Below are 14,189 nucleotides of genomic sequence, written 5' to 3' on the forward strand. Positions count from 1 at the left end.
CTTTTCAACGTCTACAGAGAAAACGATGCCATTTTCACTACACTTCGAAACTGGAAAAGTCACCAGCCAACAGCTTTATTCCGAGATATACCAAGGGATATTAGAAGGCAGATTACGATCAAATGAGAGATTACCGTCGACTCGCATGTTGTCAAAAAAGTTAGGCATAGCAAGAAACACTGTCATTTCGGTGTATGAGCGACTTCAGTTCGAGGGGTGGATAGTAAAAAAGGCAGGGTCTGGCACGTACGTAAGTAAAGTTCTAGAACAAACGGTGAATCAAGATAAGAGACCAATAAAACACTACCAACTAGGGGTGTTTGGCACTAACGCAGCGAAGAAGCCAGAGATCATCGCACCAAAGAATCTAGACTATGACTTCACTTTAGGCGTTCCTGATCATCAGAGAATAGCAAAGCATATTTGGCGACACTCAAGACTGAGTAGGCTCAATGCATTAACTCCAGAGTTTGCACATGGTGGTGATTTGCAAGGGTTAGCTTGTTTACGAGAGTCTATCTGCGAGTATGTAAGACATTCGAGAGGCGTAATCTGTGATCCTGAAGATATCATCATTACACAAGGGTGCCAGCAGGCAATAATGACGACTCTCCTTACATTGCTCTCTCCGGGGGACCTCGTGTCGACGGAAGATCCAGGATATCCTGTTTTTCGAAATCAAGCTCGATTACTTGGCGCGCAAATAGGCACCGTGCCGATGGACGACCAAGGCGTTGTCGTTGAATCAATCCCTTCTAATACCAAAATTATTTATACAACGCCTAGTCATCAGTTCCCTTTAGGCTTTAGCTACTCCGTCGAAAGAAAGTTAGAACTGTTGAGGTGGGCAGAAGTTAATAACGCAATCATTATCGAAGATGATTATGATGCGGAATATCACTATCTCAATACCAGTAAGCAAGCTCTCAAATCACAAGACAAAAATGACTGCGTCATTATGATAGGCAGTTTCTCTAAAATACTATTTCCCGGCTTACGCATTGGCTATATGATTCCGCCAAAATCTTTAATAGATCCAATTTCAAATATGTTATGGCACTTGGGACGAAGTACATCTGTAGTGTCTCAAATCCTACTTGACGAATTCATGCGTGACGGTCATTTCTCTCACCATTTACTCAATATGAATAAAATTTACAGCGAAAGGTACCATAAACTCACTCAATTAATTGACAACTTAGATTGCTTACAACGTATTCCGAGCCAAGGTGGGTTACATATAGCAGCTGAAGTCTCGGGGGGCGCGACAAAAATGGCGAATAAGCTTGCTTCATCCAATGTAGCGGTTTACCCATCATCGCATTTTTCTATCAACAATCATTCTAATGCCATCTTATTTGGATTTGGCATTATCCCTACCCCCAAAATAGAAAAAGCGTTTAATATTATTCAATCAGTATTAGATTAAACCGAGATAGTAGCAAGCATCTCATCCTAAAGCAGATATAAAATTGCCTCTTCAAAAAATGTCATAAACTTAAAAAGCAATAGATTTATGAAGAGGCAATATCAAATTATCGTCTTGATAGGTATCAATTTATCGTCGTGTTATCACCAGCAGAGTCAGAGCAACTGCGAGCTTGGAACGCTTTTCAACTCAATAAGGGTTCACTACGAATTGTGTCGCTCTAACCCGCTTGGTTTGCTTCAGCCCCAAAACTATATTTCTTCGACTGTAAACGTACTAGGTTCAAAGTAAAGCGACGTATCACGCATTAATCTCCAGTAATTTACCATACCGCTTCATGAGCAATTGGGATATAAATTATCGAAAAATACCAAACCATAAGTTAATACGCTGCTAACGGCTCAAAAAAATAACGAAGTTGTAGCGCGATTATATCAACATCATTTTCATGTAAAAAATAACGAGCGCCTTGGACACCGATCTCCCAATTATCTGAGAGGTTGTAGCCAACTTCTGCACCAATATATCCATCAAAACCATCCACTTCCGTCGTTATCTTGCTGCCTTGATACGTACTTTCAATATCGGTATCCCAGAACAAGCCCCCTAAACTCAGTTTTGCGGACCATGAATTGTATTGCCAGAACTTATAACCGATGTCGAAGCCTATGCCCTTAACAAGGAGTGGTGCTATAGATGCGACACTGGTGTGATAGTCTTCTGGTGAAGTAGTCGCACTACGCAATGTTGCACTGCCTTCACCCATATCTATATAACGAATAGTTCCTGACCATTGCTCAGAAAAAGTATATCCAAACCCGATAGAACGGTAGAGCCCGGTGTTGTCAGTAGAAATTACGTTATCACCTTTAACAGCATCACGCTCATCTGCATGGCTTGACCCCATTTGAACATCAACATACCAACCCGCTTGACTACTAAAACTAAACACAGCAATTAGTGCTAGAGCACTGTTTCTTCCATAACGTTTCATGGCTCCTAACAAAATCAAAAGCATCAACACCATGCCACCCAATGATCCTGCTGAAGTATTTTCAACCTTTACATCTCTTACCAACTTAACTGTCACTATAACTTTCCCTGTGTCTTGCAGGCCTTGGCTATCTTGAATGATATATGTCAACACATCATTGCCTTCAAACCCTGAGGTAGGGGTATAGGTCACGCTCTGATCTGCATTCATGACCACCTGCCCATACTGCGCTTGGACTGAAACCAACTTCAATGTGTCGTTATCCGGATCGGTATCGTTAGCAAGGACATAAACCGTGACAGGGGTACGATCATCGGTGGTAATATTATCGTCCACCGCATTCGGATTCTGACTGTTTACCACATTCACCGTCACCTTCGCCGATCCCGTTCCACCATTACCATCCGTTACGCTATAAGTGATCAAAGCCTCCCCGTAGTACTGTGGTTGAGTGACATAACTTAGTTTGTTATCAACCACACTAACACTACCAATATCTACAGAAGCGCGACTTACCTTCAGCCCATCACCATCAGCATCGGTATCATTGCTCAATACATCGAGCGTCACCGTACCATTGAGACTAACAAACGCATTGTCGTCAATCGCTTGAGGGAGTGCATTATTGTTTACACGAGCGGCAACGACGCCAGGGTCAACGACACTGCCATTAGCCAATCCGTCATCATCGTTCGGACCACCGTCTTCAATGGTAAGTTGTACACACCAGTCACCTTCAGTCAGACCCTGTGACCATGAACTGTGCCCTGGTGGCGGACAATAACCAGCCTCGCCAGCACTAGAAGAAACTGTGTTTTGAGCATCCTCAATAAAGTCTATCCACCCCTGTTCAGCGTTATACTTTCGGTACACTGCATTTGCTGGAACAGGTAAACGCTGAGGCAAAACTAATTGATAGCTTTGACCGGGCAGCGGCAAATTAGTTACTACAAAATCAAAGATTCCCCCGATGCTCTTCATGTTGATATCTTTAGGAAGCTCCTCATCTAGCAATAAAGCTCCTCCTGTTGTGTTAGTCAGAATGGTTATTCCTTTGCGTAAACAGACACCTGGCTGCCCCTCAATGAGGAAGCGATCTTTTTCTGACACAACCTGTTGAATTACGTTACAGTCAGAAATTGCGTCAAGATAGTCAGGAATGCCATCACCATCACTATCATTATGACCTTCTTGATCATCCGGGATTAAGTCGCCATCACTATCTTCACTTCCGAGCTCCGCCAATGTTTGTACCACTTCTAAATAGACATTCCGTGTCACTGATAATGGTGGAGTGCCATTGTCAGTAACTGTCAATTGCAAATTGTAAATCGCTGAACTCAGTAATTGCGGAGAGAAAGTCAATGTTTCGCTGTACATCTGCCCCGCAATCGCTTGGTTAAGTACATCGCTATCACTACTCCATCTGAAACTGTGTATATCTGACACATTTGCATCATTAACACTGCTTGTGATTGTGACCGGTTCAACACCATTTTCAATTTGGCTCCGCTGCTCCCCCGCCTGAGATACACTTACCGAGACCTTCGGAGCCACATTCTCTTCAAAGATTGTCAAGGTGTAACGACGCTTACTACCTAGATTAAGGGTGCTGTCCAAATCAATCACTAAGGTTTCAACGCCTTCACTTTGTCCATCATTAAGTAGTTCGAACGAAAGTTTGCCTTCGGTACCACTAGTTATCACCACTTCGCCAGAGGTGAGTGTGTGGTCATCACTGTCTGTGCTTCCTGAAACCGTGTAAGGTACGACTACTGGGTAACTCGGCGAAGGGCCGTTAAGGTGTATCGTTACGCTATGGTTGGTGCCTTCCGTGGTTTGCGCATCTTTGGAGATACTTATCAGTGGATACACTGTTACCGTTTGACTAGCCTCAGCGACGTTTCCATCAGAGTCTTGAGTACGCCAATAGACCGTATTAGTTCCAGGTCGGAAGAAGGTCGTGCTGTCGACCAATGAAACAGGTAATAGCTTGCCTGTACTATCTCGGGCCACGGCAGAGCCTAATGCAACTTTAGTAAAGAGCGAACTTGCGTTCACTTCGATATCTGAAGGTGCGGTTATTGTTGGTGCGTCCAATTTCGCACTTTTAATTGTCACGATTGCTTTCGCGGTGGCCTTTCCTCCATTACCATCTTTCACACTGTATTGCACTGTCACTGTACCAATTGAGGTCGTTGCCAATTGGATTTGACTGCCCACAATCGTTGCCGTTCCAGATGTAGGTTTAACCCATTCCAGTTGTAATGTGTCTAGATCAATATCGCTGTCGTTGCTGAGTACATCCAATAAGTAGCTACCATCGTTACTCTCGGTAAAGACATAGGTATCATTAACTGCCATTGGTTCATCATTGACGTTGATTACCGTGATGCTAAACGCTGCTAGAGAAGCGCTTAACTCACCGTCAGAGACACTAATAACAATATTATTGGTGCTGCCAACATGCTCATTTTCCGGCGTACCACTTAGCAACCCAGTAGCTCTATCAAAGGTTGCCCATGATGGTTTATTGCGGATTGAAAAGCTCAAGCTACTACTATCAACATCCGATGCCTGCAGCGCAAAGCGATACGTACTGCCTTCGTTGACAGTAAGAGCAGGAGTGCCACTGATCACTGGCGCGTCATTGATATTGTTAACAACAATACTGAATCTATTGAGCATTGTGGTCGTGAGACCATCAGAAACCGAGATAACAATGCCTTGATATTTGCCAACATCACCATTATCCGGTGTACCACTGAGCGTGCCTGTTGATGCATCAAAGCTAGCCCAAGATGGCTTGTTCACGATACTGAAAGTAAAGGCTTGGCTGTCAACATCTGACACTTGTGGCGTGAACAGATAGGCGCTGTCTTCATTCACTTGTGTTGCTGGTGAGCCAGAGATAACGGGTGCATCATTCACGTTATTCACAGTAATCGAAAACGCTGACAATGAGGAAGAAATAGTGCCATCGGATGCGCTAATCACGATATCTGGATAAGTACCCACATCACTGTTACTTGGCGTGCCAGAAAGTGCTCCTGTTGTCTTGTCAAATGTAGCCCAAGGTGGCTTGTTAGCTATCAAGTAGGTCAGAGTATCCGCTGGGTCATTGTCCAATGCCGCGGGCACAAACTGATACACACTATCTTCATCCACTTGCGCCGATGGGGTACCCGTAATCACTGGCGAGTCATTAACGTTATTCACTGTGATGGTCACTAACGCCACTCCAGAGGTAAGTTCTCCGTCACTTACGCTGTAAGTGAAACTGTCCTGACCAAAGAAGTTACTGTTACCCGTATAAACCGCGTGATTGCCTGTGACGGTAATATTACCGTTGACTGGCGATGTTACAATTTGATAGCTCAAAGATGAGCCTTCTGCATCGTTACCATTTAAAGTAATGGTCAGCGGTATCTCTTCCTCTCCCGTAGCACTGACACCAGTCGCGGTTGGTGTATCGTTGACTGCATTAACCGTCAAATCGACACGAACCTCTGTCGAGTCGAGATCACCGTCGTTGACCTTGAACAAGAAGAAGTCGGAGCCATTGAAGTTCGCTTCTGGTGTATAGCGCCAACCATTATTGGTCAACTGCTCTAGAACGCCATGACTGACTTGCTCAGTGATAAGATACTGCAGAGTGTCATCATCGTTATCAATATCTGAACCAACCAGCGTGATCACCAAACTATTGTCTTCATCAAGCGTTTGTGACTGTGCTTGCGCCATTGGTGCGTCGTTGACTGGTGTTACCGTCATGGTCACTGTTGCGGCGTTAGATACAGCACCTGCTAAGTCTGCCACCGTATAGGTGAAGCTATCTTCACCGAAGTAGTTTTCATTGGGGTTGTAAACAATCGCTCCTGACGCTGTCACGTTCACACTGCCATATGCTGGCGTATCGACGACTGTGACACTAGTGAGTTCAAAACTGTCTCCAGCATCGGCATCACTATCATTGCCTAATACGTTGACTTCAAAGGAGCCTCCCTCCAGTAATTGTGCACTGTTATCAACAGCAACGGGGGCATCATTCACTGGCGTAATATTGAGTGTGACGGTTGCTGGCACGGAGACTGCCTGACCACTATCGGTTAACGTGTAGGTAAAACTATGTTGACCATTAACGTTCGCTGTTGGCACAATCTTTAAGGTCCCATCGGCATTGACACTGACCGTGGCAAAACTGTATCCCCCCTCTCCTTGACCAAGATCTTGCAGGGTAATACTACTCGGGGTGAATGACCCATCTTCGATATCACTGTCGTTACTTAAAACATCGAGTATCGATGTGACATCTTCATCAAAGGTAAAATTGTCTGCCTCCGCCACTGGTGAGTCATTGACGGAACCGATATTGACGCTGACCGTGGCCGCAAGAGAAACGCCGCCTTCACTGTCTGCGATCGTGTAAGTAAAACTGTCGCTACCATTTTCATTCGCATTCGGCGTATATACAAAAGTGCCTACAGTTTGATCAATGGCGACTTGTCCTTTTTGAGGCAAACTAACTAACGCTAAATCACCCGTTGGGATGCCATCTTCAACATCCTTCGCTTGACTACGCGCGGTGACTGCTGCGCTTGCGGTATCTTCGTCAGTGTTAATGGTCAGCGCTTTCGCGACTGGCGCATCATTTATAGCCATGATAGTGACGGTTACTGTCGCGTCTTGTGACTCCTGCAGCAGGGCATCTTTCACGGTATAGGTAAAGCTATCCGTGCCTGTCTCATTACTATTTGGCGTATAGGTAACAACGCCGTTGCTAATCGACACCTGACCTTTAATTGGTTGTGTTTTAACCGTTGCAGAAGAAGCGACCATGTCATCATTTATATCGGAATCGTTGGCTAACAGATCAAACTGTTTCGCCGTATCTTCCTCAGTCGAGAAGCTATCATCAACTGCCGTTGGCGCGACATCGTAGCGTTTAGTCACCGTATCCGTCACTGCATCAGATGCATTGCCTGCGGCATCGGTTACCACCACGCTTACTGTCAACGTCCCCTCTTGCAAACCAGTGACGTCAATGCCCGTTACTTGCATGGTCTCCGAGGAGATTGTTTGACTAGCGCCGTCAATGGTCGTGGTACCGTCGGTCACGCGATAAGTGAACATCGCGTTCACTTCAGCTGCTGCGAAGGTAAAGCTCATCGCTTGTTCGTTGGTTTTGTTAATGCTCTCCTGATCAATGCTGATGCTATGTCCAGTCGGGATCCCCGTATCCACTGAAATCAACAACTGAGTCGCTGCAGTATTGAGGTTACCTGCAGCGTCGCTAAATTGCTCTGCTGCAACATTAATAGTTGCATCCTCAGTGCTTTCTTCTGCAGGTGTAAAGGTAGCCGTGTAACTGGCGCCACTGCCCGCAAAGTTAGAAAGAGTTCCGCCAGCAACGGTCACATCGGCTTCGGCAAAATCAGTTGCGGCTTCACTCAAGGTAAACGTGAGTGTTGTCGTTTCACCCGCTTTCAGCGCAGCGCTGGAGCTAGTGATACTGACGGTTGGAAGCATAGTATCGACGCTGATGGAAAGTGGTGTTGCTGCACTATTGCTGTTACCAGAGGCATCGGTAAATGTGCCGGTGGCAACATCAATGGTGCCGCTCGCCACACTCTCTTCCGTTGGTGTAAAGGTCGCCGTGTAACTGCTACCACTGCCTGCAAAGTTGGACAAACTGCCGCCAGTGACGGTGACATCTGACTCAGCAAAGTCACTTGATGACTCACTTAAGGTGAACGTGACACTCGCCATTTCGCCAGAGATCAAATCGAGGTCTGAGCTGCTCAAAGAAACAGTTGGCTGCACGTTATCTAACGTAAATGTTTTACTATCTGCACTGGAGGTGTTGCCCGCAGCATCGCTCTGGCTAGCCGCGACCGTCAGGGTGCCGTTGTTAAACGCACTTACATCAAGCTCACTGCCGCTCAACGTCCAGTTGCCTGAGTTGTCGGCCGTCACCGTACGACTGGCATAATTGCTGTAGTCCGTGATGGTCACGGTCACGCTATTGCCTGCTTCCGCGCCGGAGCCAGCAATCAGCACGTCGTTGTCTTCTGCCGCATTGACGATGCCATCAGTTTCAATCGGCGTGGTGATTGTCACAGCTGATGGTGCGGCGTTATCCAGGGTAATGCTCTGGGTGGCGGCGGTGGAAGTATTACCTGCTATATCTGCTTGGGTTGCAGACACCGTCAGGGTGCCGTTGTTAAACGCACTTACATCAAGCTCGCTGCCGCTCAACGTCCAGTTGCCTGAGTTGTCGGCCGTTACCGTACGACTGACAAAGCTGTTATTGTCCGTGATGGTCACGGTCACGCTGTTGCCTGCTTCCGCGCCGGAGCCAGCGATCAACACATCGTTATCTTCTGTCGCATTGACGATACCGTCGGTTTCAATCGGCGTGGTGATGGTCACTGCTGATGGGGCAGCATTGTCCAGGGTAATGCTCTGTGTGGCTGCGGTGGAGATATTACCTGCTATATCAGCTTGGGTTGCAGACACAGTCAGGGTACCATTGTTCAGGCCACTGATATCCAGCTCGCTGCCGCTCAGCGTCCAGTTGCCTGAGTTGTCGGCCGTCACCGTACGACTGACAGAGCTGTTATTGTCTGTGATAGTCACGGTCACGCTGTTGCCTGCTTCCGCGCCGGAGCCAGCGATAAGCACATCGTTGTCTTCTGCAGCGTTGACGATACTATCAGCCTCAATCGGCGTGGTAATGCTCACTACGGATGGTGCTATTGTATCAATGGTGACACTTAACGCGTTGGATGCCGAGCTAACATTATCATCGCTATCAGACGCTTTAGCACTTATTGCATGTGTAATACCAGACGCCAACTCATTGGTTGTTATCTGCCAGTTTCCGCCAGCAGCAGTGCCTGTGCCAATAACCGTTGCACCTCCACCGACTTGATCACTGTATAAAGTCACGATCGATCCACTCTCGGAAATCCCACTAAACGTTGGAGTAGTGTCACTGGTAATATTATCAGTATTTAATGATCCGGTATCCGAACTAGCATCTAAATCGGGTGTAGATGGCGCATTTGGCGTGGTATCGACCGTAGTAAAGTTAAATGTGGCATCATCGCTGATCCCAGCAAAGCTATTATTTGCGGTGTCAGCCACGGCACTGGATTCAATATGAATAGCGTAAGTCCGGTTTCCTATCAGATCACTGGTTGGGTTTAAATAAACTTTATCGTTGGTAACACTGATTCGGCCAGCGCCTGGTGATGTTGTTGTGCCATCGCTTTCGGTGGCAACATTAAATACTTCAAAGTCGCGACTGTCTGTAACATTACGAATGGTAATATTGCCGTTCTTCAGCTCAATATTCTCATCAAAGGCAATCTCGATGTTGTTGCTAACAGAAACATTGGTTGCATCATCAGTGGGAGTTGAGCTCGCACTGACAAAAGTAGGCGCGGTTGAGTCTGAAACCGCAGCGTCATCAATCTTGATACTTTTGATAAGATAACGAGAGTCAGCACCCGGACTTCGGGTAAACGCCATAGTCACTGTATCAACGTCCTGCCATGCAGAATCAGTAAAGTCTGTACCACGGGTCAGGGTAAACAAATCCTGTAACCCTGAGTTTGCTTCACCACCTTTTGGCAAGGTGACAGTTTCGGTCACTGTTTGAGTATTATTAGAGAAGCCAGTTAACACAAGTTGATACGTTTTATCTGAGTCTCGGGCCGACCCCTGCATAAAGGTAATTTCGTCGAAACTGAAGTTAGTACTTGATCTCTCAAAAAAGCGGAAGCCACGATTGTTGAACTCATTAATCATGGTATTTGAGAAAAAAACACCAGCTACAAACCCGAGGTCATTTAGGCCAGTAAACGGAGTGCTATCAGTGCTATTGCCGGCATCTAATACCATAGACACAGCACCTGCATTGGTAAGAGTGACCGAGGGCATACCCCCAGTGACGCCTGTCTCCACCTCACTAAAATTGGAACCTGAACCATTAGAGTAGTTAATCGTTTGCTGTGCGGCCCAGGCTTCACCGGAAAAAAACGCTGAGGACACCCATGCTGTTGTAATTGCGATCGCTACCTGACGACGTAATCTCATTTTCCTCTCCTGAAGATGACGGCCTTATCAACATAGCCGGGTTATCATAATCAACTTAAATATTTAATTTTTTATAGGAAAGGATTAGCGAAAGTTTCAGCCAATTCTTTCTTGGTTGATTAGCTGCGCGGTGGGTATACTCCCGCAGTGGCAATTAACCAATTAATCGGCAATACCGGGCTCAAAATATTAAGTGGCTCTGAACCGCCTGTTTCAGTCACAGTTACAGTACCTCCTTCCGAGCCACCACCAGACACACTTAAGCCTTCGATCTCAGTCAAATCTGGTTGCTGAAACGTCGGTTTATAGAACCCGGGGGTAGAGTTTTGCGCTATATACGAATTACTTTCGGGTACCTGCGTATTTGCAGCATTGGTAGCAACCTGCATCCTGCCTGTTACAGGTGCAGCAGTGCCAAGAGGGGTAAAAATTGCCGTATGTAAGTGTGCTGGCATTTGGGTTATATCAATAGTTACCAGTTCAGTACCCAATCTTTCTCCCTGATGATAATCCATCCCCCCAGGTCGTGTGCCTATACCAACTGGACTGCGGCCACGCAAATCAGGTAAACCAAAGGTAGTTCGGGCGTCACCTCCGTATAGAGTGCTAACTAGAGAGAAGAGTGCTGGATTATCTTCAATTGCCTGCATTTGCCCCGAGCACATTGCCCAATTTCTAATTGCAAAATTGCCACCAAATGCGGTTAGTGTCCCAAGATACGGTTCTGTAGCCATACTGTTCTTCCTTTTAACGTATACACTTAAGTTAAAACCAACCCATAACGTAATTGGTGTGGTTGGTTAAAACTTTCCAATCTCGCATTACTAAATACCTTTACGGGCTTCATTAATGCCGCAAAGAGCCGTATTGAGATATTTCTTTACTCGCAGGCCGAAGAGCGCTGAAGCAATGACATCCCAGCGTCCAGCCCAGCCATTTGCGCGTAGCGATAACCCGAAAACACGCCTTGCTGTGTAGCAATAACATCTATTGATATGGCGCTATCTAACGTTTTCACTTGTAACCCATGCTGTGGGCTGATCTCGAGAATGCTCCCCGCCTCAACACCGACTAAAGAAGTCTCCATTGCGCTTGCTTGCAAAACATTGGCGACACCATTTGGCAAGCTCAACATCGCACCACCGAAGTCATGATTGCCTGCTCGCACTAAATTGACGATTTCGCGACTCGTTTGCACGTTCCAACGAATGTGCAGATCATGTTGGTTTACTGCTCGTGCCACTTCGTTGAGGTTTGATACTTGCTCACGCCAAACCAGCCCTTTCTTTTGTTGCGCGATGAGGAAGTCATACATCAGCTTAGCCGTCATTTGTGACGCTTTTTGCTGAGCACTGGTTAAGGTCTCAAACGGGTGAAATGGTACCTCTAACTCCATTCCTATAGCGCCGGAATCAGCCGATGCATCAAGACGATGCAGGGTGAGGCTAAAGGTGTCTAAACCGTCTCTTAATTGCCAATAGAGAGGCATCGGGCCTCGATACTCGGGCAGCTTTCCCGGATGAATGTTGTACAAGTTTCCGTTGAAAAACTGACACAGCGAGGAATGAACTATGTGCCTGAACAAATAGATGACGCCATCCGTGACTCGCCAAGCATCGAGTTGCGCCATCAAAGCACTGCTGTCATTGGCGGTATACTGAGCAATATGAATCGATTGAGCGCTCAGATAGCTCTGTAGCTGCTGTAAGTCAGGATTTAGTTCTCCTTCCGGTACTACCACGCCCGCCAATTTATGCTGTTGTGCCAACAACTGAATGATGGGCAAGGCGTAACAACTTCCTGTAAAAACGACGTATTTTTGCTGCATATAGAAATCATCCATGGGTGGCGACAAAACCTGGCAATCCGGTTAACTGATAATAGAAACTGACCTTATCCCCTCCCCTCGCTTCGAAGTAATGGTGTTCAACAGCTTTGGGCTTGGCATCCACATAAAAAGTCATGTCGGGTTTAGGATGGGTAATGCCGGAGTCGTATTGTCCGACCATGGCATCTCCGTAAGTATCGATATGGCTGTAAATGGCCAGGATACGTTTTGCCATATCTGGCACATCTTTCGGCAGCTCAACGGTGTTGCCTTGCAGCATTTTTATTCCACCATCTAGCTCAAAAATCTCGCTTTTGAGCAACATGGCTTTATTGACGTTAAGAATTTCTCCCAGATCAATTCGATCATCTATCGCTTCCGGTTGGCAATGGTTGGAATGTGCATACTCTGCTTTTTCCCATTGTCGATTAAATTCCGTCTCCCCGATGACCATCATGGCGCGCACAGATACCTGCTTGGGGATCATTTCGCCTTGAATATGTAAATATTGAACCAAATGTTTCGCGATGCTTAGGAACCCTTCCCGACTAAAGCCATGCTGCATCGCTTCAAGTATCAGGAGATCAAACGTTTGAGTTGACGAAAATTGGGTAGCATCTTCTTCCACTAAGGCTTCAATGTAGTCTGCGATATCGAGATCCGCGATCAATTGATTGAGTGCTTTAATCGCTCCGGGGTGAATATCTACTAGTGTCACCTGAAGCTGCTCTGCGCTAATCCGATCACTTTGTTTGTAGTGAGCAAGTAAAGGCAGCAGCAATGGTGCAAAGGGGCCGCAAGCTGGATAAAGCACTTTAACCTGTGGCTTGTTGGCAAGCATTTGTTGGATAGCTTTGTTTGTACCACACGCAAAGCCTTTAATTCGGTACACATCTTTGATGGTGTGTTTACAGTTAAGTGGAGACATCACCAGCCCAAATGTGGAAATGTACTGTCGGGTCAGTTCCTCTTGGGTGAGTTTAGCCAGAGAAAGAGATTGGCAAGCGTTGCCATACATGGTCTGAAAGGCTTGCACCAGTGTTCGGTGCTCAACTTTTGTCTCCTTCAATACGAGCTCAACTGCCGCAGCGAAACTCTCTTTCAGTTGCCGTTGGCGTTCAGCCGTGCTGAGTTGGTTTTGGAGCATAGCCTCAAGTTGAGTCCGTAATGAGTACTTAAGCAGCTCATCCATTTCGGGTTCAGCAAAACCAAACTGTTGAGTTTGTTGCTGCACTTCTTCAACACCGACCGTCTCACGAGATTGAGGACGTTGCTGGTAGAATTCTATAGGTGAGCCCTTTTGCATAATTCATGAACCTCAATTGCCGCTGTAGCAGTAGTTAATGATGTAAACAAGCCTGTACTTGAGAAAAACATACGCCATAAGCTCGGCGTTATAATACCTGAGCTCACGGATCTAATTTCACAAACCGTACTGACAAAATTGGGCAGAAAAACTGAGATAAGAACAGTTCCAATTCTGGAAATTCAGAGAGTAGTAAATAGTTAGGGTAATAGGCCTTTCGATAGGATTCTTCTAAAGCAAGCGCTTGCCAATCCCCTCGATAACAAGATCGTTTGACATGTGGCAGCCACGCAGTCTCCTTGATAGAGGTAAGCGCGGCATTCAAGTGTGGTGTAATATGAAATCCTTTTAACAGGCAGAAAAAGCCAATATCCATTGTATAAAGCCAACTATTTATAATATTGAAATTAAAATTATTTTTATCGGCAGTTATTTAGAAAATGCCGATGTTTAATTTATAGACTAGAAAAACTTAACTCGCCAGAATAGAAATAAAAAAAACACTAAAAATAAAATTGTCAATTTATAT

The 14,189-nt window shown here is 46.0% G+C and carries 5 protein-coding genes; 1 reads left to right on the forward strand and 4 read right to left on the reverse strand.

What is annotated here, in order from left to right; all coding sequences use genetic code 11:
- Nucleotides 1-25: 25 nt before the first annotated feature.
- Complete coding sequence (locus tag D8S93_RS23295; RefSeq protein ID WP_152815791.1) at nt 26-1,429, forward strand: PLP-dependent aminotransferase family protein; 1,404 nt, start codon at nt 26-28, stop codon at nt 1,427-1,429.
- Nucleotides 1,430-1,811: 382 nt separating this feature from the next.
- Here D8S93_RS23295 and D8S93_RS23300 read toward each other — a convergent pair whose 3' ends face one another.
- From D8S93_RS23300 to D8S93_RS23315, 4 genes are all read right to left on the reverse strand, one after another.
- Nucleotides 1,812-10,526, reverse strand: a complete 8,715-nt coding sequence (locus tag D8S93_RS23300) for an Ig-like domain-containing protein (protein ID WP_227484021.1) — start codon at nt 10,524-10,526, stop codon at nt 1,812-1,814.
- Between the two features lie 119 nt (nt 10,527-10,645).
- Nucleotides 10,646-11,260 (reverse strand): phage tail protein, encoded by a 615-nt coding sequence (locus D8S93_RS23305; RefSeq protein ID WP_152815793.1) that lies wholly within the window; start codon nt 11,258-11,260, stop codon nt 10,646-10,648.
- Between the two features lie 146 nt (nt 11,261-11,406).
- Nucleotides 11,407-12,354 carry a formyltransferase family protein gene (locus tag D8S93_RS23310; protein WP_227484022.1) on the reverse strand — a complete coding sequence of 316 codons (948 nt, stop codon included), beginning with the start codon at nt 12,352-12,354 and terminating at the stop codon, nt 11,407-11,409.
- 7 nt (nt 12,355-12,361) lie between these two features.
- Complete coding sequence (locus tag D8S93_RS23315; protein WP_152815799.1) at nt 12,362-13,660, reverse strand: hypothetical protein; 1,299 nt, start codon at nt 13,658-13,660, stop codon at nt 12,362-12,364.
- Nucleotides 13,661-14,189 lie beyond the last annotated feature (529 nt).

It is taken from the genome of Vibrio sp. VGrn 2 (assembly GCF_009361695.1).
GTDB lineage: Bacteria > Pseudomonadota > Gammaproteobacteria > Enterobacterales > Vibrionaceae > Vibrio > Vibrio diabolicus.